At 59.9% G+C, this 21,359-nt stretch carries 20 protein-coding genes and 3 pseudogenes; 12 read left to right on the top strand and 11 right to left on the bottom strand.

Going from position 1 to position 21,359, the window contains the following annotated elements; all coding sequences use genetic code 11:
* Positions 1-242 precede the first annotated feature (242 nt).
* Positions 243-941 carry an MgtC/SapB family protein gene (locus tag ACK9YZ_RS29470; protein ID WP_216760162.1) on the bottom strand — a complete coding sequence of 233 codons (699 nt, stop codon included), beginning with the start codon at positions 939-941 and terminating at the stop codon, positions 243-245.
* A 163-nt stretch (positions 942-1,104) separates the two neighbouring features.
* On the opposite strand from ACK9YZ_RS29470, the gene ACK9YZ_RS29465 reads away from it, so the two are divergent.
* The 3 genes from ACK9YZ_RS29465 to ACK9YZ_RS29455 all read left to right on the top strand — a co-directional run bounded on the left by ACK9YZ_RS29465 (position 1,105) and on the right by ACK9YZ_RS29455 (position 5,060).
* A complete protein-coding gene (locus tag ACK9YZ_RS29465) occupies positions 1,105-1,641 on the top strand; it encodes a YqhA family protein (RefSeq protein ID WP_416067098.1) in 537 nt (178 codons plus the stop codon).
* Positions 1,642-1,971: 330 nt separating this feature from the next.
* Positions 1,972-2,901: a substrate-binding domain-containing protein gene (locus ACK9YZ_RS29460; protein WP_416067097.1), complete on the top strand. Its 930-nt coding sequence runs from the start codon at positions 1,972-1,974 to the stop codon at positions 2,899-2,901.
* Between the two features lie 14 nt (positions 2,902-2,915).
* Entirely contained in the window at positions 2,916-5,060 is a 2,145-nt protein-coding gene (locus ACK9YZ_RS29455; protein ID WP_416067096.1) for a methyl-accepting chemotaxis protein, read from the top strand.
* Positions 5,061-5,394: 334 nt separating this feature from the next.
* Here ACK9YZ_RS29455 and ACK9YZ_RS29450 read toward each other — a convergent pair.
* Positions 5,395-6,411 (bottom strand): annotated as a pseudogene (locus ACK9YZ_RS29450) (serine hydrolase domain-containing protein); the annotation flags it as partial.
* A gap of 21 nt (positions 6,412-6,432) precedes the next feature.
* Between ACK9YZ_RS29450 and ACK9YZ_RS29445 the strand changes: the two are divergent.
* Positions 6,433-6,543: a hypothetical protein gene (locus ACK9YZ_RS29445; RefSeq protein WP_416067095.1), complete on the top strand. Its 111-nt coding sequence runs from the start codon at positions 6,433-6,435 to the stop codon at positions 6,541-6,543.
* An 87-nt stretch (positions 6,544-6,630) separates the two neighbouring features.
* Here the strand turns inward: ACK9YZ_RS29445 and ACK9YZ_RS29440 are convergent, their stop codons facing one another.
* The 3 genes from ACK9YZ_RS29440 to ACK9YZ_RS29430 form a co-directional block, all read right to left on the bottom strand.
* Positions 6,631-7,161, bottom strand: coding sequence for a GNAT family N-acetyltransferase (locus tag ACK9YZ_RS29440; RefSeq protein ID WP_416067094.1), 531 nt, complete (start codon positions 7,159-7,161; stop codon positions 6,631-6,633).
* The gene (locus tag ACK9YZ_RS29435) at positions 7,149-7,484 is read right to left on the bottom strand and encodes a DUF1778 domain-containing protein (RefSeq protein WP_216760167.1); all 336 of its coding nucleotides are present in this window, start codon (positions 7,482-7,484) and stop codon (positions 7,149-7,151) included. The genes ACK9YZ_RS29440 and ACK9YZ_RS29435 overlap by 13 nt, the downstream gene beginning before the upstream one ends.
* 73 nt (positions 7,485-7,557) lie before the next feature.
* Complete coding sequence (locus ACK9YZ_RS29430) at positions 7,558-7,833, bottom strand: hypothetical protein (protein ID WP_416068455.1); 276 nt, start codon at positions 7,831-7,833, stop codon at positions 7,558-7,560.
* Between ACK9YZ_RS29430 and ACK9YZ_RS29425 the strand changes: the two genes are divergently transcribed.
* Complete coding sequence (locus tag ACK9YZ_RS29425) at positions 7,757-8,005, top strand: helix-turn-helix domain-containing protein (protein ID WP_416067093.1); 249 nt, start codon at positions 7,757-7,759, stop codon at positions 8,003-8,005. The genes ACK9YZ_RS29430 and ACK9YZ_RS29425 overlap by 77 nt on opposite strands.
* A gap of 224 nt (positions 8,006-8,229) precedes the next feature.
* On the opposite strand, the gene ACK9YZ_RS29420 is transcribed toward ACK9YZ_RS29425, so the two are convergent.
* Positions 8,230-9,438 (bottom strand): MFS transporter, encoded by a 1,209-nt coding sequence (locus ACK9YZ_RS29420; RefSeq protein WP_416067092.1) that lies wholly within the window; start codon positions 9,436-9,438, stop codon positions 8,230-8,232.
* Positions 9,439-9,496: 58 nt separating this feature from the next.
* Complete coding sequence (locus ACK9YZ_RS29415) at positions 9,497-10,477, bottom strand: cupin domain-containing protein (RefSeq protein WP_416067091.1); 981 nt, start codon at positions 10,475-10,477, stop codon at positions 9,497-9,499.
* 683 nt (positions 10,478-11,160) lie between these two features.
* Between ACK9YZ_RS29415 and ACK9YZ_RS29410 the strand changes: the two genes are divergently transcribed.
* Positions 11,161-12,510: an NfeD family protein gene (locus ACK9YZ_RS29410; RefSeq protein ID WP_416068454.1), complete on the top strand. Its 1,350-nt coding sequence runs from the start codon at positions 11,161-11,163 to the stop codon at positions 12,508-12,510.
* A 31-nt stretch (positions 12,511-12,541) separates the two neighbouring features.
* A complete protein-coding gene (locus ACK9YZ_RS29405; RefSeq protein WP_216760172.1) occupies positions 12,542-13,315 on the top strand; it encodes a slipin family protein in 774 nt (257 codons plus the stop codon).
* A 183-nt stretch (positions 13,316-13,498) separates the two neighbouring features.
* Here the strand turns inward: ACK9YZ_RS29405 and ACK9YZ_RS29400 are convergent, their stop codons facing one another.
* Genes ACK9YZ_RS29400 through ACK9YZ_RS29390 form a run of 3 tightly spaced genes read right to left on the bottom strand, consistent with a single transcriptional unit; the run spans position 13,499 to position 16,464 of the window.
* On the bottom strand, positions 13,499-14,200 hold the full coding sequence (locus ACK9YZ_RS29400) for an ABC transporter ATP-binding protein (RefSeq protein ID WP_416067090.1): 702 nt from the start codon (positions 14,198-14,200) through the stop codon (positions 13,499-13,501).
* Positions 14,197-15,438, bottom strand: a complete 1,242-nt coding sequence (locus ACK9YZ_RS29395) for an ABC transporter permease (RefSeq protein WP_416067089.1) — start codon at positions 15,436-15,438, stop codon at positions 14,197-14,199. The genes ACK9YZ_RS29400 and ACK9YZ_RS29395 overlap by 4 nt, the downstream gene beginning before the upstream one ends.
* Before the next feature lie 6 nt (positions 15,439-15,444).
* A complete protein-coding gene (locus ACK9YZ_RS29390) occupies positions 15,445-16,464 on the bottom strand; it encodes an efflux RND transporter periplasmic adaptor subunit (RefSeq protein WP_416067088.1) in 1,020 nt (339 codons plus the stop codon).
* Positions 16,465-16,545: 81 nt separating this feature from the next.
* Between ACK9YZ_RS29390 and ACK9YZ_RS29385 the strand changes: the two genes are divergently transcribed.
* The 3 genes and pseudogenes from ACK9YZ_RS29385 to ACK9YZ_RS29375 all read left to right on the top strand — a co-directional run.
* Positions 16,546-16,671 (top strand): hypothetical protein, encoded by a 126-nt coding sequence (locus ACK9YZ_RS29385; RefSeq protein ID WP_301925089.1) that lies wholly within the window; start codon positions 16,546-16,548, stop codon positions 16,669-16,671.
* 148 nt (positions 16,672-16,819) lie between these two features.
* Complete coding sequence (locus ACK9YZ_RS29380; RefSeq protein WP_416067087.1) at positions 16,820-17,068, top strand: hypothetical protein; 249 nt, start codon at positions 16,820-16,822, stop codon at positions 17,066-17,068.
* 115 nt (positions 17,069-17,183) lie between these two features.
* A pseudogene (locus ACK9YZ_RS29375) lies at positions 17,184-17,320 on the top strand (ATP-binding protein); the annotation flags it as partial.
* 189 nt (positions 17,321-17,509) lie between these two features.
* On the opposite strand, the gene ACK9YZ_RS29370 reads toward ACK9YZ_RS29375, so the two are convergent.
* Positions 17,510-19,579 (bottom strand): right-handed parallel beta-helix repeat-containing protein, encoded by a 2,070-nt coding sequence (locus tag ACK9YZ_RS29370; RefSeq protein WP_416067086.1) that lies wholly within the window; start codon positions 19,577-19,579, stop codon positions 17,510-17,512.
* Between the two features lie 416 nt (positions 19,580-19,995).
* Here ACK9YZ_RS29370 and ACK9YZ_RS29365 point away from each other — a divergent pair.
* Positions 19,996-20,155 (top strand): annotated as a pseudogene (locus ACK9YZ_RS29365) (IS6 family transposase); the annotation flags it as partial.
* A gap of 258 nt (positions 20,156-20,413) precedes the next feature.
* A complete protein-coding gene (locus ACK9YZ_RS29360) occupies positions 20,414-21,337 on the top strand; it encodes an SDR family NAD(P)-dependent oxidoreductase (protein WP_416067085.1) in 924 nt (307 codons plus the stop codon).
* The last annotated feature ends 22 nt before the right edge of the window (positions 21,338-21,359 follow it).

Genomic DNA, 21,359 nt, shown 5'->3' with positions numbered 1-21,359 from the left:
TCTACAAAAATTAGCATATGTTGAAATTCTACTACCATACGTGGAGAGCAGCAAGCGTTACAGATGGCGCGTCCTGTCCTAAATTGGCGCTGGAAAGACCCTTTATCGGACAGGCACCGCACTGTTGATTGCGTCACCACCAGATGCTGATGCCACCGCTGCCGAACTCGAACCTGAAGCGGAGAGAGGCGGGATTCGTGCACAGCCTTCCCATGCTCTCCCGATCAGCACTATCTCACGTCTCAGGTGGTCTCATCGTCGGTCTTCGACCAGCTTGTTTGTGCGACGTCCGATCTCAAACTCAGCTGGGCCACAAGTTGTTCGACAACGCTGTCCTGGTCGCCCTTTGTGAAAACGATCGCTTCGATTTCCATCCCCTTATCGGCATCGCACAGGCGGCTTTTTATCGATCGGAACTGCAGTTTGTTGGCGTTCAGCGATTGCAGCAGCGTCGCCCGGACTGCTATTTCATGATCCATTGGGCATTTGAGCTTTATGTCGTAGATACGTTCTTGCTCTGGTGCGACCACAGACCAGGCTTCAATATACGATCCAAGCTTGGGAAGCGTATAGTTGAAGGCGACAATGAAAAAGGCCGCTTCGCTAGCCAATAGAAGCTGCCCATAGCCAGCGAAGACGCCGACAGCGCCGGTGCTCCAGACCGTCGCAGCCGTGCTCAAGCCTTTGATGTTGGTGCCGTCGCGGATAATGAGACCCGCCCCAAGGAAGCCGATGCCCGTAACGACCTGAGCGCCCATGCGCAGATCGAATTCGAAGCCCATCGCACTTGGAAGCGACGCATAGGATGCGGCACCAAGGGAAACAAGCGCATGGGTTACGAGATTTGAGTTCCGCTGCTTCAAATGTCTTTCGGCGCCGATCAGCGTTCCGAGCAGCAATGCGGTCACCAGTTTGACGAGAATTGATTGGCTGGCGTCCATATCGATCGCCTCTATGTTTATCCGGTGTAAGCCGCGACTATTTCCTGGACATCGGCCAGTTATGTCTCCGCAAGGAACCATTTACCCTCGTGCAGAAAGAAACCAGCATCCTCCCGTCTTTTTCTTACTTTGATTTGGATGTTGAAGTTCGATCGGAGAGACCATGATAAACATCCTGCTGAAGTTGCGCTTCGTCATGGCGCTTGCATCCATAGGTGTCATTGCCGCCGCCGGTTTGATGTTTTGGGAGGGCCTGCTGACATTATGGCATGCCTTTGCCTATGTGAGAACCGACCCGGATCTTGCCGTCATTGCGGCCGTCATGCGGGCGACGGATAAGCTGCTGTTTGCGATCGTCCTCGTCATCTTCGGCTGCGCCATCGCGCTTGGTTTTCTCGTCGATCTGTCGCCCGAACAACGCGCGGCGCTGCCCGATTGGATGGTCATCGACAGTGTCGCCGAACTCAAGAACCTCTTCATCCAGATGATTATCCTCTATCTGGTGGTCCATTTCGCCACGCTCGTCGCGGAGACCGACCAGATGCTGCAATGGAACGCGCTGGTCCTTCCCATGTCTATCCTGCTATTGGCCGGCGCCATGAGACTGATCGCCGATGCTCCTGGGCACGGCCATCACGGTGATCACGCTTCGGTTCAAAACAAACCACCCGCTTCCAATGCCAGCACCGACGATGCCTAAATTCACTGCGCGATCCCAATCCGCTGCTCCTTGATGCGTCGGCGGCAAGCAGCGGGCATGCGGTGTCTTCCCGGGCAGGGATGAAACTCCTCGAAAAAATAGCCGTCTTGCCCGCGACGCTGTGGTTGATGAGGAGAGCACGACGTTGTCGTTCACCATCGCGCAAAGTATCTCGTCGCCGGTTGCTATTCCTCTTGACGTCTTTCTGCCGTCCCAACCGATATCTCAACCGCTCAATTTCCCTGGCCATCTCTCTTCGTCTGTGAGTGAAAGGTAAAATTTACCAAGATTTGTAACGATCCGCCTCTATCCAAATCGCGGAGGAATTTTGTGAAAACTGCCACGCTCGCATCCATCGCTTTGGCGATGTCGGTCTCCGCCGCTGGCGCCCAGACGATCGGCGTCTCAATGTCGGATCTCGACAAATTCAGAACGGCGCTCCTGAACGGCGTCGTCACCCACGGGCAGACGATTTCCGGTCTCAAGCTCGTCACCGAGAACGCAAAGGGTGACAACGAACTGCAGAAGCAGCAGGTCCAGAAGCTCATTGCCGACAAGGTCGATGCGATCATCCTGGCGATTTCCGATGGCGATCTCGGTCCGCAGATGAGCAAGATGGCGGCAGATGCGGGTATTCCGCTGATCTATATCAACAACGTCCCTTCCAACCTGCTCGACCTGCCGGAAAATCAGGTGGTGGTCGCCTCCAATGAGAAGGAATCGGGAACGCTGGAAACGAAGCAGGTCTGTGCGCTCCTGAAGGGCAAGGGCCGCGTCGTCGTGCTGATGGGCGAACCCTTCCACGCGGCTGCCCGCGCCCGCACTCAGGACATATCGGACGTCATCGCCACGCCGGAATGCAAGGGCCTCGAGATCGTCGAGCGGCAGGCTGCCTACTGGTCGCGCGATTATGCCGACCAGCAGATGCAGGAATGGCTCGCGGCCGGCGTCAAGTTCGACGCTGTCATCGCCAACAATGACGAAATGGCGCTCGGCGCGATCCGCGCCATGAAGAAGGCCGGCATGCCGATGAAGGACGTCGTCGTCGCTGGCGTCGATGCGACCGACGACGCGCTCGCCGCGATGGCAGCCGGTGATCTCGACGTCACCATTCTTCAGAGCGCGGTTGGACAGGGCGCGACCGCAGTCGATGCGGCTGTCAAGCTCGTCAATAAAGAGAAGGTGCCGCGGGAAAACAACGTTCCCTTCGAGCTCGTGACGCCTGAGAACATCGCCAAGTATCTGCCGAAGACCCAGTGAATAAGAGGGCTATCATGTTGCATTTCTGGAATAAATTCGGCATTCGCGCGCAGATTACCTCGGGCTTCGTACCGCTGTTCCTGTTGATGAGCCTTCTCACCGTCAGTGCAACCTCCGGCATGAACGGGCTTGCCGCCATCTTCGCCTCCTATCGCGCCACGGCAGGCCAGAGCCTCGCCATATCGGATTACAGCGACCAGCTGCACGAGATCCAGATGTCGGCGGAAGCTTTCCGCTCCACGCCGACACAGGCCGTCGTCGACAGCTTCCGTGCCGGCGTAAAAGCCTTCGAGGCGGACGATCCGCGTTTTGCAGGCAACAAGGACTTGCAGTCCGGTCTCACGACGATCCGTCAAGACATTGCCGCTTACGGCAAGGCATTCGAACAGATCGTCTCCCTCCAGGCCAGGCGCGACATGCTGATCTCCAAGGTCACCGAATTCGGCCCCTGGACCAGCATCGCGCTCAACGACGTCATGCGCAGCGCCTGGCGTCAGAACGACGTGGCTCTGCTGCACATGACGGCGCAGACGCTGGAGGCCTTGAACCGCAGTCTCTATTTCTCCGAACGCTTCGTGCATTCTGACGATTTCGCCGCCTATGACACGGCTCAGGCAGCGCTCGCCGAAGCGGTGGCGCTCAACGATACCGCCGCCAAGACGGCCAAGAACGAGCTGCAGAAGAAGCGCCTGTTGGGCGCCGGCCAGCTCATGCAGAATTATACCGCCCGTCTTGGCGACATGAAGGAAGTGCTGCAGGCATCCGGAAATATCCGCCAGACGCAGCTCAACATATTGGCTCCGAAGATATCGGGCGAGTTCAAGAACCTGCAGGCGACCGTGACCGGCGCGCAGAAGAATCTTGACGGCTCCGTGGAAGCAACGGTTGCCTCGGCCACCAGCGCGACACTCGTCATCAGTGGCCTGCTGATTGTCATCGGCCTCGTGCTCTCCTACTTCGTCGGCCGGCTGATTTCCTCGGCCGTCCGGGGCATGGCGCACTCCATGGAGCGGCTTGCCCGCGGCGACGACGCCATCGTGATCACGGGCGTCGAACACCGCCACGAGCTCGGCGCCATGGCGCGTTCGCTGAAGGTTTTCCAGGAGACCGGCCGCGCCAAGCTGGTTGCCGAAGCCAATGGCGAACGCGCCCGCCTGGCTGCGGAGGAAGAGCGGCTTCGCCAGGAAGCCGAGCGCCTCAGCGATGCGCAGGTGATGGAGCATGCCTTCCACCAGATCTCGCTTGGCCTGGATGCGCTTTCCAAGGGCGATCTCTCGGTCCGCGTCGGCGAAGTCGACCACCGCTACGTCAGGATCCGCGATCACTTCAACAACTCGGTCGCAAGCCTGGAAGAAGCAATCGGTTCCGTCATTCGCGCGGTCACGACCATCCGCTCCGGCCTTGCCGAAATCTCCACCGCCTCCAACGATCTTGCTCGCCGCACCGAGCAGCAGGCCGCTTCGCTGGAAGAAACCGTAGCGGCTCTCGGCGACGTCACCCGCGGTGTCAACGGAACGGCAGAAGGCGCCAGCCGCGCCCAGGCTGTCGTGGCGACGGCCCGCACCAATGCCGAAAAGGGCGGCGAGATCGTCTCCCGCGCCATCGCCGCGATGACGGAAATCCAGAACTCTTCGTCGAAGATCGGCAACATTATCAGCGTCATCGACGAGATCGCCTTCCAGACCAACCTCTTGGCGTTGAATGCCGGCGTCGAAGCCGCACGCGCCGGCGAGGCTGGCAAGGGTTTTGCCGTCGTCGCGCAGGAAGTGCGCGAGCTCGCCCAGCGCTCGGCCAATGCGGCAAGAGAGATCAAGGAACTGATCTCGACCTCCTCGATACAGGTCAAGACGGGCGTCGAACTGGTCGGCGAATCCGGCGTCTCGCTCAAACAGATCGTCGAGCAGGTGACGGCCATGAATACGACCGTCGCCGAGATCGCGGTGGCCGCCCGCGAGCAGGCCACAAGCCTGCGTGAGGTCTCTGCTGCCGGCGATCAGATGGACAAGGTGACTCAGCAAAACGCTGCGATGGTCGAACAGACCACAGCTGCCGCCCAGAGCCTGACTCAGGAAACCGAGAACCTCGCGGAATTGCTGTACCGGTTCCGGACAAGCAGCGCTCCCATCTCAGAAAACCGGCATTATGCAATGGCATCGTAACGCTCTTTTGGCACGCGCTTTCGATCGCGGAACCTTGCCGAACGGGGCGGAGCATTCCGGCCCCGACCGTCCGCGCTCCGGCGGATGGTCGGTGCGCACCGCTGACACCGAAGCGCCTGCCCATCCTCGCGCCCTCGTGTGACGCGAATTTCCGCTTTCCCGCACGACGCTATGCTGAACGCTCCGATACGCTTCTTCGTTGCGCACGTGTCTCTATTCTCCGGAGCTCAGTCACCTGAGAAGCGGTCGCTCCAAGAAAGACTTTCCCTGAATTGCACCCGTCAGCCGGAACCAGCGTAAGGACTTCTAATCGTTCGCCTGAGCGGATACGAGATCATAGGGCACCATAGATGGCATTGCGCAGGTCGACGAACTGTCCCCACATGCCCTTCAGCGCGGTATTGGTCAGCGCCACGACCGTCAGCGCCTTTTGCGGATCCACGAACCAGCTATGACCATAGGCGCCGCCCCAGTGATAGGTGCCCTTTGACCACGGAGCCTGCGCGGCGACGGGATCGGTGACCACAGCCTATCCGAAACCGAAGTCGATCCCCGGTTCAAGCGGTTGGCGCACGTCGTGCGCTTGATCGCTGGTCATGAGGTCGACCGTCTCCTTAGGAAGAAGTGGTGCTCCGCCTTTACGGGCCGTTTCCAGTATCGCGATCACCTCACGCGCCGTCCCCGCGATGCCTGCGCCGCCGGAATGATAGGAATCGGGATCGAAGATGCGGTCCGGCGCAAATCTCACCGTCCGGTGAATGCCACGACGGACATCCCGTGCCCATGCGCTCGGGCTCCGGCGAGCCGCTCTTATGGGCTGCCGCCAGTCTCTCGCGGTCATTGATCCGGGACGCGGTGTCGCGTAGTCCGATCGGGCCTGTGACAAGCCTTTCGACAGCCTCGCCAAGCCTCATGCCGGTTTCCTTCTCGATGATACCGCCGATGACGTCCATCGCCAGTGAATATTGCCAGTTCGTGTCCGGCGTGAAGAGCAGGGGGCGCTTGCGATACGCCGGAGGTTTTCGTCCAGCGGCAGGCCGGGTTCCGCCAGACCGTCGGAAACGCCGGCGCGAACATAAGGGCCATTCTCCTCCATGAACCCGTAGGTCAGGCCGGCCGTATGCGTCAGGAGATCGCGGATACGGATAACCGGTTCGTTGCCATCAGCAAGACGCGGCCTGAAATCCGGCAGCCATCTCGTCACCGGATCGTCAAGCCCGATCAGGCCTTGCTCGATGAGGCGCATGGCCGCAATCGCAACGATCGGCTTCGTTACCGAGGCCAAGCGGAAGATCGTATTGTCCGTCATCGCGCGGTTCGTCTCGCGGTCCGCCAGGCCGGCAGCGCGGCGGAGATCGCCGACATTCTCGACATGTCGCCTCGGACGGTGGACAAGCACATGGAGCAGATCTTCAACAAGCTCGCCGTGGAAAAGCGTACTTCGGTTGCCACTCTGGCGGTCAAGGTCTTGTGGCGGGAGTGATGGCGATGTGACAAAGCCAGTGATGTCGGCGGCGCGATGCTGAAGCGTTGATCGGCTTGAGCCACCGCGCATTGAACATGCGGCGGCCTAGCCGAACCCCGCCACCACTGTTTCGATGGGCAGGAACAGCGTTCGGCTGTCTTCCGGATATTCGATGAACTCCGCGCAACGCAGATAGAAGCGCTTGGCCGCATCGTCCTTGGCCTGAACCAGAACTGCCCCGATGCCAATACTCTGCGATGCTAGAGCAATCCGGCGCAGCGCATCGGACAGGAGGTCCGCCCCGAGACCCTTTCCCGCATGATCGCGACTGACCGCCAACCGCCCGATAACTGACACCGGAATCACGTCGGGCGCATTGCACCGCACCTTGCCGGGAGCAATCCCACGCTCGACCGATCCGGCTGAAATGCAGAAATAGCCAACCACCCGATTGCCCTCACACACGACATAGGTGCGCGAGAACCGGCTTTCGTTCTTCAAGGCCCTATGGCGCAGCCAGTCATTCAGCACCGGCTCACCACAGTCGAACCCCGAAACATCGTGGTCGACAGTCAAGGCAACGGGAGCGGAAAGCCGAGGCGCGGGCTGGTCCGGCGCGTCGTCTATTTCTGCCATGCCGGAGTCCGGCGTAGAAGGGCCTTGAGCTTCGGTCCGGGCGCGGGCGGATTGTCGAGCGCGTGAATGAAAGCGTCGTAACGCTCGGGATCGAGCGTGAACAGGCGCTGGTCAAGCAGCACATCGACTGCCTGCCGCCGGGCGCTTTCCACCATGAACTCGGTGCGCGTCTTACCCAACACCGCCGCCGCATTGTCGATGAGCTGGCGAGTGCCGGTCTCGATCCGCAGGTTGATACTGCCCTTGGTGTCGGCCGCAGAGGCGCGCGCCGAGACAGCAGCAGAAGGGGAAGATGCGGAGGGAGCGGTACGAGTTTTTGTCATACTCGGATTATGGGCCTCTGTATCCACACTGTCAATACGCTCGTGCTTTCTTTAAGATCGGACAGCGCCTGACTCACAAAAGGAAAATTGTCGAATGCTCAAGGTCATCGCTCAGGATTTCATCAAGCCGGAAGCCATCGAAATCGTCCTGCCGCTTTATCGCGAAATGGTCGAGAAGACCCGGCAGAAAGAACTCCGTATCGCCTATGACCTGTTCGTCGACAAACGCATCCATCAGGATAAATGTCGCGTCCTGCCGCCGATGAGCTTTGATGAGTGGTACCAACCGCGTGAAATGCTCGGCCCTGCAATGCGCGTCCAGAGTGGCCCGGTCCGGCCATTCTTCGATGAAAACAAAATATCCGGGATCTTTCGTTGACGTGGAAGAGGTAGCCTACCTGCTTGGATACCAGGACGCCAACTCGTTTTATCGCGCCTTCCGCGAGTGGGAAAACATGACGCCCGGCCGCTGGCGTCGGATCGAGTCTGTGTCGGCAATGACTGCTCTTGAGCAGCGGTGAAGCAGAGATCAACGGCCGGGTTGGGGCGCAAACTTGTCGCGCCATTCGTGAGCGCCGATCTGCAGCGCCGCTCAATCCAGATTTTTGTGATTGCGGTCATGGGCGCGGTCAATGCTCCTCGCCGCAACGAGAAAGCATCGCCACGTCCCGTATTTAGCCTTACCCGGCCTTCTGGCCACCTGGAATCTCGCCTCTTCTGCTCACCTTCGCTGGGACCCTAAGAGTCAGCTGCGGGGCTGGAGCAACGCCAGGACGATGGTCGATGCCGCCAAGAGGGCGGTCATGATCAACGGCCCGGAAGCGCCATGCTGATCGACGATATAGCCGCCGAACACCGCACCCATGCTGATGGCGACCTGGAACGAAACGACCATCAAGCTGCCAGCAGCCTCCAAGGCATCCCCTGCGCCCCGGGACAAGTTAGTAGGCAATACCACCGGAGCCATCCCAAAAGCTAAACCCCAAAGTGTAACCAGGGCAAACGCGATGCCGCTATGTGCACCCCAGAGTACGAGAGCAAGTGCAGCAAACGCCATCAATACGCCGGTGACAGCGAGTGCCATGTGGATATTGGCGTCTGCCAGTCGGCCGCCGACGACATTGCCGATCACAGCGGCGATGCCAAACCCGAGGAGCGCCAAGGCAATCGGCCCCGTGCCAAGGAGCGTCACTTGTTCGAGGAAGGGTCGCACGTAGACCGAGCCGGCAAAATGCCCGGTCATCAGCAAGAGGATGGCAAGCATTCCGAGTTGAACAGTGCGCCGTTTGGTCAGCCGGAAGACGTCAGAAAGACTGTTGCTTGTGCTTGCGGGCAGTGTCGGCAAGCTGAGTATCTGCAGCAGCATCGCAACCGCTGCGAGCCCAGCCGTCATGCCTGTGGCGGTACGCCAGCCGAGCCAATCGCTGATCAAAGCACCCATCGATGGTGCAGCGATGGTGGCGAGAGAGACGCCGAGGGTGACTATAGCCATGCCCCGACCTGTCGCATTGGTGCCAACCAATCTCGCCACAACGGCAACTGAAAGCGCCCAGAAACCACTCAGCGCCACGCCCAGCCCGGCTCGGCCCAACAACAATAGCCAAAAATCGGTCGCGAACGCGGCCAGAAGATTGGAGCCGATAGCCAAGGCACTTAGGCCAACCAGAACAGTCTTCCGGTTCAGTTTGCCGATCAGAACATTGCTCAACAAGGCCGTCACCGCGCCAACAGACGCGGTTGCGGTGACAACCTGACCGGCGGTTCCCTCACTGATGCCAAGGTCACGTGCCATCGGCGTCAACAGGCCTGCCGGCAGGAATTCAGCTGACACAAGCGCAAAGCTTGTGGCTGCCATTGAAATAACGGCAAGCCAGGTAGTGGGGCTCCATGCACTCGGAACGGCAGAATCGAGGCCAATCGCGGGGCCGTCAAGCTGTGATGTTGTGTCCGTCATTGAAGTACCTCCATGTTTGAAGGTCTTCATAGCGGAGTTCTTCAGGATGATATGTGCCTTAAAGTCCGAATTCTATGTCCGTTCGTCCGGAAATGGTGCGGCGCACAACGCCAGGTGAAACGCTGGTGATGCGCTTGAAGGCGCGAGCGAAAGAAGCTTCAGATTCATAGCCCAGTTGAGAAGCGACCTCGGCAACCGACATGTTTTGACCGAGTAACTCTCGTGCAAGCTGCATGCGCAGACGAGCGAGATAGCGTGCCGCGCCTTCCCCCAATATGGCGCTGAAGCGTTCCGCGAAGATCGAGCGCGATTGACCTGCCACGCCAGCAAGGGTCTCAAGCGTCCAGTCATGGCCTGGATCTCGGTGCATGGCTGCCAGCGCACGACCGATATGAGGATCACGGATCGCGGCGAGCCAGCCGCTGGTCGAGGCTCCGCTGCAATTGACCCAGCAGCGAATAAGCCGCGCGACGAGTACGTCCGCCATGCGTGACAAGACCGTAGCGCTACCTATCTGGGGCTGCGACGCCTCTGCCGTCATGGCGGCGAGGAGAGGCCCGACGACCGGATCATTGCCAGCAACATCACAGCCCTTGATGATCGGTGGCATCAGAGCGATCAAAGGGTTGAGGGCATTCGCACCCAAAGCCATCGAACCGCAGAACAGGGTGCTCGTCGCTCCTGTTCCTTGATGCACCACTTCGCAGACATTGCCCCCCAAGTTGGTGACGTGACAGCTCTTAAGCGAGTCCCCGACAACATCAGGCTTGCTGGCCAGTCGGTGTTCGACACCTTGTGGTAACAGCACCAGATCGCCGTCTTGTAACTCTTGCCATCCCTGGGCTTCGGTATGGACCCAGCATGGCCCCTCACTGACAAAATGGAAGCGGAGCAGCTGTTGCTGCGGAAAGGCGATGCTCCATGGATGGCGCAGCTCACAACGGCCGTAGTTGACCCCACTCAGGCGAAAGTCCTGTAGAACTTCGCTTAGTGCGTCCGTAGGAATATGTGTCGGAGATTGGGATGAACGATCAAGCATTGGGCCAATTTATATGCCGGGCGTCCGGCATGCAAGTAAGGCATCCGTGCCATGCAGGGCAATCGCTTCAGCTTTGCATTTCGTTGTGGCCGGCAGAGGTGCGATTGTGATTCATGAGGAACTTCGAATCGACGGAGCCGTTCATTCCTGATCATTTTCCGGCGCTTTCCGACCCGCGAGAGTGTTGGCGGGTGGTTTATCCGCTGCCGGAGGGTGCTCGACGTCGTCTTCCACGACGACCTCTCAAGACTGCGAACTACTGCCGGACCCGTCGGCGGTCGACAGTAAAGCAATCAGATGCAAAAACATCGGTCTCCAACGCCCTCCATCCCTATGTGTGGGAAGTCATTGATGTGAAGTAAAATCTTGCCCGCTGTGCGGCGGTACGTATCCCATCAACTGCGCCAGACGTCGAGTAACGAGGTCTCAGGCGCTGCTATCATCAAAGCGTCGAATTGGGCATACCTCAGCTTCTTCCCTATTAAAAAACGGCAGCTTGCTTAAACGGCAGCTCAAAACCATACCCCGTGTGGCCTCCATCGACATCGACGACTGGAACACGCGCTGCGTCTCGACCGGCGCTAGCCCAATCCACCGGTCTTACCGTTTGACCGTGCCGCTATATATTTCCGCCTATGGATGATCGGCGGAAATTGGCATGGCATTCGAGGCTCTGGCGAAGAATATCGCAAGTGCTAGCCCTGATGCTGGGCCTGATGCCGGCATTTGGTGCCATCGCGGCGCAGGGGCAGTCCAATCGGGTCGCGATCGTCCTCCAGCTGAATGGTGCCGTCGGTCCGGCGACGGCTGACTATATCAAGCGCGGTCTTCAGCACGCCGCCGATCGCGGGGCGGTGCTTGTTGTTCTGCGGATGGATACGCCGGGCGGTCTCGACACGTCCATGCGTGACATCATCCGCGCAATCCTTGCGTCGCCGATACCGGTCGCGGGTTTCGTCGCGCCTCCCGGAGCGCGTGCCGCCAGCGCCGGAACCTATATCCTCTATGCAAGCCATGTAGCGGCAATGGCGCCCGGCACCAATCTCGGCGCGGCAACGCCGATCGCACTCGGCCGACTCCCGGACAAAGGCACGGGAGACGATCAGACCAATCCGGAAGGTAACAAGCGGCAGGCACCGCGCAGTCCGGAGGAGGCCAAGGCAGTCAACGACGCCGTGGCCTACATCCGCGGGCTTGCTGAACTGCGGGGCCGCAATGCCGACTGGGCGGAGCGCGCGGTGCGCGAGGCGGCCAGCCTTTCGGCGACCGCGGCCCTGCGTGAACACGTCATCGATTTCATGGTCACCAGCCCCTCCGATCTTCTGGCCCAGGCGCAAGGGCGTGTGGTGAGAATCGGCCAGGCTGACGTGCGGCTCGATACGGCAGGCCTTGCGATAGAGACGTTCGAGCCGGACTGGCGGATCCGTCTGCTTTCGGTGATCACCGATCCGAATATCGCCCTCATTCTGATGATGATCGGCATCTATGGACTGATCTTTGAATTTCTCGCGCCGGGAACGTTCTTGCCCGGAACGATCGGCGCCATCTGCCTGCTGCTTAGCCTCTATGCGCTCGCCCTACTGCCAGTCAGTTATGCCGGCGTCGGTTTGATTGTTTTGGGCGTGGGCCTGACCGTCGCAGAAGTGCACTCGCCGTCTTTCGGCGTGCTCGGCATAGGCGGCGGGCTGGCTTTGGTGCTGGGTGCGGCGATTCTGTTCGACACCGACATACCCGGCTTCAGCGTCTCATGGCCGATGCTGGGCGCCATCGCCATTGCAATCTCGGCGCTCAGCCTTCTGATCGCGTTTCTCGCCTTCACATCGCGCCGGCGCGACGTGGCTACGGGAGCCGAGCAGATGATCGGCCTTTCCGGCAAGGTTCAGAGCTGGGAAGATATGACGGGTTACGTGATCGCACATGGCGAACGCTGGAGAGCGATCGCCGACGAACCACTATCCAGCGGCGACGAAATCAAGGTTACCGGCCGCAAAGGACTGACGCTCGAAGTTGCTCGCCAGCGGCAGGAAAGCTAGGGCAGGGAATATTCAGAGGCAGGAGGACATCATGGGCATGTTCGTGAGTTTCACCTTTTATGGCGTCGTCATCCTCATTCTGCTGCTCATCATCGGATCGGCGATCAAGATCCTGCGCGAATATGAGCGCGGCGTCGTTTTCACACTCGGCCGCTTCACCGGCGTCAAGGGACCGGGTCTGATCCTGCTCTTTCCCTACGTGCAGCAGATGATACGAGTGGACCTGCGCACCCGGGTACTCGACGTGCCGAGCCAGGATGTTATTTCCAGAGACAACGTTTCAGTTCGCGTCAACGCGGTGATCTATTTCAGGGTCATCGATCCTGAGAAGTCGACCATCCAGGTGGAAAATTTCATGGCCGCCACCAGCCAGCTCGCACAGACGACGCTGCGCTCGGTGCTCGGCAAGCATGATCTCGACGAGATGCTTGCAGAACGCGACAAGCTCAACAGCGATATCCAGGCGATCCTCGACGCGCAGACGGATGCGTGGGGCATCAAGGTCGCCAATGTCGAGATCAAGCATGTCGACATCAACGAATCGATGATCCGCGCCATCGCCCGCCAGGCGGAGGCCGAGCGGGAGCGGCGGGCGAAGGTTATCAATGCGGAGGGCGAGCAGCAGGCGGCAGCAAAGCTTCTCGAGGCCGCGGAGATCCTGGCCCGCAAGCCGCAGGCCATGCAGCTTCGCTATCTGAGTACGTTGAACGTTCTCGCGAGCGAAAAGAGTTCGACGATCATATTCCCGTTCCCGATGGAAATAGGCAACCTGATCTCGCCTCAGGCGGGAAGACCACGAGAATAACCGTACGAGAAGTTCAATCTGATGCCGTTATTCATACGCACCGCTGGAGCCTCTGTTCTGGCCGCAAGACCGCCGCCTCAGCCCGTTCAGGGCTTATCTCAATCGTAGTGCGACCGGTGGTCCTTTTACCTGACGCCATAACGAGCCGCGCATGGCCGAGCCGTCTCGCTGCAACTCGGGCTGTCAACCCTGCAAATGCGGCTGTTCCGGCAGCAGATCGATCTTTCCGTCGACGATATGGATGCGGCGATCCATGCGCGCCGCCATGTCGAGATCGTGAGTTACCGCCACTACCGTCTTCCCGCGTTCGCGCACCAGATTCTCGAGGGTCGCGAAGACCTGTTCGGAACTGCTGCTATCGAGACTTCCGGTCGGCTCGTCGGCGAGTATAAGCGGTGGATCGTTGGCGAGTGCGCGTGCCACTGCGACGCGCTGACGCTGACCGCCCGAGAGCTGATCGGGCCGCTTGTCGAGATGCTCGCCCAGCCCCAGGGATGTGAGCAACTCGCCGGCCCGCTCGCGCATCTTAGTCCGTGCCAATCGGCCGAGCCTCCGCATCGGAATCTCGACATTCTCCCGCGCGGTGAATTCCGGCAGCAGAAAGTGAAATTGGAACACGAAGCCGATCATCGAAAGCCGCGTCGCCGCCCGCTCCCGCTCTGTCATCGGCCCGGTGTCGCGGCCGCCGATACTGAGCTTTCCATCGGTTGGCCTGTCGAGCAGCCCGAGAAGGTAAAGCAACGACGACTTGCCGGATCCGGACGGGCCGGTGACGGCGACGAACTCCGTCTCGCCTATGGAAAGCGTCACGTCCTTGACGAGCGTGACAGGTACCGTCTCCGGCAAAATGCGCGTCAGTTTCTCCGTCTCGACGAGAGCCCTCATGTCGCCCCTCTGATGATCTCGACGGGGTTCAAGTGCGCCGCACGGCGCGCCGGCAGATATCCCGCCACCGCCGCCGAGCCGAGCGCAAAAGCCGAGGCCATGACATAGTGGAGCGCGCTCCAGGCAATCGGCAGCCGCGTTATCTCCTGTCCGGTTGCTGCGATTTCGAACCGGATAAGGGACAGCGCATAGATCATCGAAAGGCCGAACGCACAGCCGATTGCCGAACCCGCGGCCCCGATCGCCATGCCCTCAAGCAGGAACATCCGCCGCATATCCGACTCAGGGAAGCCAAGCGATTTCATGATGGCGATGTCGCGTGCCTTCTCATGCGTGATGGTGGAGATGATGTTGTAGATGCCGAAACCCGCAACCAGCATGATCGCGCCGACCACCGTATACATGATGACGTTGCGCACCACGAGCGCTTCGAGGATGGATTCGTTTGCCTCCTGCCAGGCAACGGCCTTGTAGCCAAGCTCCGCCTCGGCACGACGCGCGACGTCGGGCGCGTGGTTCGGATCGTCGAGCTTGATGCGGATCTCGTTGATGGCGTTCGGCCGGGCAGACAGGATCTGGGCATTCTTCAGGAGAAGATAGGCTTCCCCTTCATCCCGCGCCGTGGTGCCGGTGTGGAACAGGCCGACGATCTTGAAGTCGCGGGTCAGGCCTTCGGAGGAGACTGCCGTGATCGTGTCGCCAAGCCCGGCGCCGAGCCGGCCCGCCATTGTGTCGCCTATGACAACGTTGTTGCCGCCTGCGGTCAATGCCGCAAAGCTGCCTTTCACGAAGTCCTCGACGATCGGTGACACGCCTGGTTCGCGTTCGGGGTCGATGCCGATGATCGCAGCCCCGACCTCGCGGCTGGAATAGCGGATCACGCCCTGCGCCTTGAGGCTCTCCGCAAAGCGGCCGGGGACCCAACTCTCAAGCCTGGCCGTCGCGGCGGTCGGGTTGATGATGCCACGGCGGTCGTCGCGTGGTCTCAGCCCCGAAATGGCAACGCTCGTAAAGACGTCCTCCGCTGGCTGGCGGCGGGGCGTTCGATGTTCGTCGGTGATGTCGACATGCGGCATCGTGTCGACGAGCCGCCTGATAAAGTCGTCTTGTCCGCCTTGCATCAGCGCTGCCATCGCGATGGAGAATCCGACGCCGACCGCAACCCCGAGCACGGCAACGATCGTCTGGCGGCCGCGGCCGACGATATGCGTAACGGCGATGTCGAGGATAAGCGGCATATGGGCTTACTCCTCTGGCGCGGCAATCGCCACCCGCGCGCCATCGGCCAGGTTGGTCGGATAGGGCGAGATGATCCGGGCCTTCTCGTCAAGACCGGAAAGTACCTCGATGCCATTGATACCACGAATACCCGTCTGGATTTGGCGCAGTCGCGCCATGCCACCTTCGACGACGAAGAGCTTGTTCCCTTCAATCGACACGGACGGGACCAGAAGCGTATTTTTGGACACGCGAATGACGATATTGACGTCCGTCGACATGCCGATGTGAAGCGGCGTGTCATCCGGCAGGCGAAAACGGACGCGGTAGGTCTTCGTCAGGGGATCGCCCTTCGGCGTGATGCTGTCAACCACCGCCTCGAGATTTTGTCCGGGGAATGCATCGGCCCTGAGAAGCGCGCGCTGCCCCACCGCCACCCGCGGAATGTCCTCCTCGTTGACCTCCGCGACCACGAGCAGCGGTCGTGGCTCGCCAACCCAGAACAGCACGCTGCCGAGTTCGGCCACCTCGCCGACCTCACCATCCTGCCTCAAGACCACGCCGGGGCTGGGTGCACGCAATATATGGGATTCGAGTCGAGCCTTTTGGGCGACAAGCAACGCCTGGACCTGAGACAGTTCGCTGCGGGCGCGGTCGACCTCCTGTTGGCTCGCCGCATATTTTTCCGCAAGCGCGGTCTGGCGCTGAAACTCCTGCTGCGCGAGAACCTGCCGCGCCTCGAGCTCGCCGAGAGTAGCCCTCGCTTCACTGTCATCGAGTCGGGCCAGCACGTCGCCTTTGGCGACCCTCGATCCTTCGCAATTGCATTGCTCGATGATCCTCTCGCGAACCACCGGCGCTACTTTGGCCCAGATGCGCGGCTCAACGACACCGCTCGCATAGACGATCTCCGCTGCGTCGCCGCGCATGGGCGTGGCGATGGAAATAGCTGCCGGCCGCAAGACATACCAGGCGACGGCGCCAGCCGCTGCGACAACCATCGCAATGCCGGCGATCCAGCGCAAATGCCTCACGAAACGCTCCATTCGGTTTTGCATTGCCAAAAGCCTATCATTAGACCGACCGTCGGTCTGGCTTTCTATCACTATTTCGTATCGAAGGAGGCCTTGCTGGAGGCTTTGGCGGCACGCCTTGCCCGCGACAGTATCGGCGAACTGCGGCCCCTGCTCGAAGACCCGTCGCTCGACGCAATCGGCGGGATCAATGCGATTTTTCCGGGGCGCGACAGTTGAACATCGAGCTTGCTCCGCGACTCAGAAAGACGTTCTCGGTGCTCTTCCGGCCAGAGAATATCGCGCTCTTCCATCGTGTCGACCAGGCGGGCCGCGAACTTGCCATGCCGATGTTCACCGGTCTTCTCAAGAAAGGGAGCGAAGAGGGGTGCTCGACGTGCCTGATCCGGAGGCTTTCGCCGAAATGCTGCTACAGCTCAGGCTGATCTTCCGGGACGTGATGTATCAGGCCACACGCATGGCCGAACGAGGAAATGTCGACGAAGCCGTATGGATGCTCGAGGAGCGGCTGCGGCTCTACGTGATTGCCTTCGAACGACTCCTAGAATTGCCCGACGGGACAATTGATTCCGCGCAGCCCGGCTTTGCCCGAGTCTTTCTGGAGGCGGCTCCTTAGGTCGTCGCTGCAAAGAGGCCGGTGTTATCGGATGCCGCTTCCCGATGTGCGGCTCGCTTCGAGAGTGGAAAATATAAAGTGACGATCCGCCTCGACGGACACAGTTCCGATCGGCAACGAATGGACGGAGACCTTAGGATCCGAACGCCTGACCGGCGCTCTGCTGGACCGCATCACTACCACTTCGACATGTCAGAGATGAACGGCGACAGCTATCGCCTCGCGCAAGACCGCGCCCGAAAGGTCGGCTGACATTTGTCGCAAAAGCGCAGCAAGCGGATGGGGATCCCGCTCGGCCCAAAGCCCACAGCGGGTTCATCCATGCGCCGAGTAGCTGGCTTTTACGTCGCCGCGCGGCTGGTTTTTATGCCGCCGCCGTCATATTTCCGTGTTGTCGGCACGATTGTTGCGGCGATCGGACGACCGCCGCAACGATTATGGTTACAGGAGAAAATCGCCTGACCCCAGGTGGACGAGGCCCTGCAGTTGAATCTCGAAGTCATGAACACCATCGCCGTTCAGGTCGCCCTGGATAACGGTCGTATCGTTCGAGGATCCGGCGTGGTCTTCATAGTGCCAGGCGAGCGCGCCGGCCTTTTTGTCGAAGAGGGCATTTTCCTGCGCCTGGAAATGGAAGGTTCCATTGCCTGCCGCAGAGCCATTCGCATCGATCGCCGAGAGGTCGATCTTATCGACGCCGTGCTGGAAGTCGGTGATGAAGTCGCGGGTCGAGCCGGACCCGGCATGCGCCGCTGTCTTGAAGATAAACGTATCCGCGTCGGCACCACCGGTCATCATGTCCTTTCCGGCGCCACCGATGAGGACGTCCTTTCCGGCGCCACCGTCCAGCTTGTCCGCACCCGCCCCGCCATTGAGAACGTTGCTGCCGCTATTGCCTCTCAGCACGTCGTTGTAGCTGGAGCCAGTCACGTTTTCGATGCTGACGAACTTGTCACCAGTGGCATGCCCGCCCGATGCGGCCCCGGTCGCCAGGTTGACGTTGACCGCGCTGGAGCCCGCATAGCTGGCCGTGTCACTGCCAGTACCGCCGTCGAGCACGTCCGCGCCGGCGCCGCCCTTCAACACGTCATTACCGCCGAGACCCTTGAAGGTTTCGTTGCCGCCGTTGGCCTGGCCGCTATGTGGCATGGTGTCGTTGCCGTCGGTGCCGGTATAGACCTTCGTCCCCGTGGTTGGAGTCGACGGTTGCGTCGGCGTGGTTGGCGTTCCCGATGTCGGAGGTGTGGTTGGCTCCCCCGAAGTCGGCGGCGTGGTTGGCTCACCCGAAGTCGGCGGCGTGGTTGGCGTCGACGGTGCCGCGCTGGAGCCCGATTCGTAGGCGCCCATATCGACAGTTCCAACGACGCGATGGTCGCCGTCCAGATCGGTCGCGCTGACGCCGTACTTGCTGGTTCCGTGGTCGATCGCCGCTGAGCCGGAGGCGAGGTGGAAGTCGCCGTTCGCTGCGGCTACGAATTTCGGGTCAACGCCGAGCTGGTTGCCGTTCGCCGTGCTTGGCATCGCGTTGCCGCCGTCGGTCTTGACAGAGGCCTGGCCGGCGGTGCCGTTGTAGGTGGTGTTGTTGGCCCAGACGACGTTGCTGTTGACGTAGCCGTTGGTCGACGTGTTATCGATCGCCGTGTTGTTCTTGTTCACCGATGGGTCGGCTACGGCGATGTTGTTAACCCAGGTGTTGTTGCTCGATGCCGAGTTACTGAGCTCACCGCGCCAGGTGCCGGTGTTCAGCGGGTCCTGATTGTTGTGGTATGCGGTGTTGTTCGACACAGTGACGGAGTCGCTCCAGGTGACCTGGATGCCTTTGCCGCCGTTCCCGTAGACGAGGTTGTTGTCGACCAGGGTCTTGTATGTGTAGTTCGGATGGCCGTCCGCCTGTGTGCTCTGGAAATCGTCGATGATGATGCCGTTGCCATCGGTGTGCTCACCCGACTTCGTAACGTTGTCGTGGGAGATGTTGTTGCGCACGATGTTCCGGTAGCCGTCCGTCGAGGTGTCGCCGGTGATGTTCCGGTTCTCGTAGATCGAGATGCCCGAGAACCAGCCCGACGACGCGTTGTGGTAGGTCTCGTTCCCCTCGATCCTGATGTAGTCCGACCAGTTGAACTGAATGCCCGACTCGCCTGCGTCGTGAACCTTGTTGTTGAGAACCGAGACGTGATGGACGTTGTTTGCTTCGATACCGTCGCCGGGGCCGCCCTTGATGTCGAAGCCGTCGATCGTCACGTAATTGGCATTGACGCTGATTGCGTTCCACGAGCCTGCGGGCGGCCGGATCAGCGCCCCACCGGGCACTTCCGAGCGCAGCGTGATGTCGCCTGCCGCCGAGCCGCTCTTACTGATGTTGATACTCTCGTTGTATGTCCCCGCCTTCACCACGACCTCATCGCCGGGCTTCAGGTTAGCCGACATCGCCTCGCTGATAGTGCGGAAGGGAGACGAGGTACTGCCGTTACCGCCGCTAGTGCCGGTCGTCGCTACGTAGTATGTCGTCATGATCTTGTTCCTCAACCTTAGCGTTGTGTGTGCCGGTTACTATTTGTAGTTAACCAGTCGTTACGGCGGCAGGTTATAGGGCGACATTCTGGAGGGTGCAACAGCAACGTGTCCGTAAGTGCTTGAGAAGCATAGCCTTATTGCTGCCACAATATACGAATCGATCCGAAGTTACATTTTGAAATACTTGGTGAAATTCGAGTGCCCAAATTGGGACAATATTTATGTCTCGCTCACCGCGAATAATTCTTTCCGCAACCATAGCGATATGCGCGCACTGAAAACATTAGAAAAATATGATGGACGTGCCCGGATTCCTCTTGCCAGAGGCGGAATCGACATTTTTTGCTAAATTTAACAATTTTTGGCAGCGTCGGCTTACCAATTGGCCCTAATCGAGAGGGCAATGGGAGGGCATGATCGTAGCCGATTCGAGTAAATCCATTGCACGGCATTTCAAGCGCCACCGCTTTTTGCACCGAGATCATCGGGCATGCGGTGTGACTATACTTTCGGTTTCCGCTGAGCCTGCGGCATGCCGAGAATCTGCTTGCCAAGCGTGGTATCGATGTCTCGTCTCGGCCGCGAATTTGCCCCGACGCCTATTTCAGAAATGACTTCTGGCTTGGTGCTTGGCGGAGCCGCGGTATTCCAAATCGCAGAATTGTAAGGTGGTGGTGCGGATTTCTACGCTTCTTTCGTACCTTACCAGCTATAGCATAGCGGGCAGCGAGAAATATCATATTCTAGAGTGCCGATCATTGCGTCAACCAGACTCTTAGAGGCAGATTGCGAGTAGTCCAAGAACCACTGCTGACCGGGTTAGGGCCTGCAATGTCGGCCACTGAGGTAGTGCGCGACGCGGACCTAACAGGACGGGTGGCGGTAGTGACTGGCGGTTCGTCGGGCCTCGGGCTTGAGACGGCCCGCGCGCTTGCATCGTCCGGGGCAAGCGTACATGTTCCCGCTGTCGACCCTGTCGCTGCCCGCGCGGCGTTGAGCGGAATCGACAAGGTCGATGTGCGGCCCATTGATCTTGCGGACGAGGCATCAGTTAAAGCTTTCGCGAACACTTTCCTCGACCGCCGGGCTCGGCTCGACATTCTCGTTCTCAACGCGGGCATAATGGCTAAGCCGCTTTTCCGTGACACGCATGGCCATGAGGGTCATTTCTCAACCAATTTCCTGGGACACTATCAGCTTACGGCGCTGCTGTGGCCAGCATTGCTGGCCGCCCGCACATCGCGAGTGATCATCATGTCGTCCCGCGCCCACCAGATGTCTGATGTCGATTTCGAGGATATCGACTTCGTTCGCCGTCCCTACGATAAGTGGATGGCTTACGGCCAATCCAAGACAGCGAACGCCCTCTACGCGGTGGCGCTTGACAGGCGTGGCCGCGCGAATGGAGTTCGCGCATTTTCTGTTCATCCGGGGATGATCGTCACACCAGGAATCCGGCATCTATCCCTATCCGAGTTCGACGCTGTCGGCGCGCTCGAGCCAGACGGGTCTCCGGTGATCAATCCGGCGGCGGACAAGAAAACACCCGGGCAAGGAGCAGCTACAACGGTCTGGTGCGCAACCTCCCCACTTTTGAATTCTCTGGGAGGAGTATACTGCGAGAACTGTGACATCGCTTCCGTCGAAACCGAAAGCCCCTTCGGGGTGCGCCCTTACGCGATTGATCCGGAGAGGGCCGAAAGGTTGTGGCGTTGGAGCGCCATGATGACGGGCTTGGATATTGAAATAACCTGAAGCACTCCTGGTGCCTTTCGGC

This window comes from Rhizobium sp. ZK1, assembly GCF_047782645.1.
Taxonomy (GTDB): Bacteria; Pseudomonadota; Alphaproteobacteria; order Rhizobiales; family Rhizobiaceae; genus Rhizobium.
This window is presented reverse-complemented; position numbering and strand designations above follow the sequence as displayed.

What these genes read in the sequence shown, in the direction of transcription:
- ACK9YZ_RS29455 (WP_416067096.1), top strand. Translation starts at nt 2,916, where the DNA reads ATGTTGCATTTCTGGAATAAATTCGGCATTCGCGCGCAGATTACCTCG.
- ACK9YZ_RS29370 (WP_416067086.1), bottom strand. Translation starts at nt 19,579, where the DNA reads ATGACGACATACTACGTAGCGACGACCGGCACTAGCGGCGGTAACGGC.
- ACK9YZ_RS29465 (WP_416067098.1), top strand. Translation starts at nt 1,105, where the DNA reads ATGATAAACATCCTGCTGAAGTTGCGCTTCGTCATGGCGCTTGCATCC.
- ACK9YZ_RS29360 (WP_416067085.1), top strand. Translation starts at nt 20,414, where the DNA reads ATGTCGGCCACTGAGGTAGTGCGCGACGCGGACCTAACAGGACGGGTG.
- ACK9YZ_RS29395 (WP_416067089.1), bottom strand. Translation starts at nt 15,438, where the DNA reads ATGCCGCTTATCCTCGACATCGCCGTTACGCATATCGTCGGCCGCGGC.
- ACK9YZ_RS29405 (WP_216760172.1), top strand. Translation starts at nt 12,542, where the DNA reads ATGGGCATGTTCGTGAGTTTCACCTTTTATGGCGTCGTCATCCTCATT.
- ACK9YZ_RS29440 (WP_416067094.1), bottom strand. Translation starts at nt 7,161, where the DNA reads ATGGCAGAAATAGACGACGCGCCGGACCAGCCCGCGCCTCGGCTTTCC.
- ACK9YZ_RS29390 (WP_416067088.1), bottom strand. Translation starts at nt 16,464, where the DNA reads ATGGAGCGTTTCGTGAGGCATTTGCGCTGGATCGCCGGCATTGCGATG.
- ACK9YZ_RS29420 (WP_416067092.1), bottom strand. Translation starts at nt 9,438, where the DNA reads ATGACGGACACAACATCACAGCTTGACGGCCCCGCGATTGGCCTCGAT.
- ACK9YZ_RS29445 (WP_416067095.1), top strand. Translation starts at nt 6,433, where the DNA reads ATGTCGCCTCGGACGGTGGACAAGCACATGGAGCAGATCTTCAACAAG.
- ACK9YZ_RS29400 (WP_416067090.1), bottom strand. Translation starts at nt 14,200, where the DNA reads ATGAGGGCTCTCGTCGAGACGGAGAAACTGACGCGCATTTTGCCGGAG.
- ACK9YZ_RS29470 (WP_216760162.1), bottom strand. Translation starts at nt 941, where the DNA reads ATGGACGCCAGCCAATCAATTCTCGTCAAACTGGTGACCGCATTGCTG.
- ACK9YZ_RS29425 (WP_416067093.1), top strand. Translation starts at nt 7,757, where the DNA reads ATGAGTGGTACCAACCGCGTGAAATGCTCGGCCCTGCAATGCGCGTCC.
- ACK9YZ_RS29435 (WP_216760167.1), bottom strand. Translation starts at nt 7,484, where the DNA reads ATGACAAAAACTCGTACCGCTCCCTCCGCATCTTCCCCTTCTGCTGCT.
- ACK9YZ_RS29415 (WP_416067091.1), bottom strand. Translation starts at nt 10,477, where the DNA reads ATGCTTGATCGTTCATCCCAATCTCCGACACATATTCCTACGGACGCA.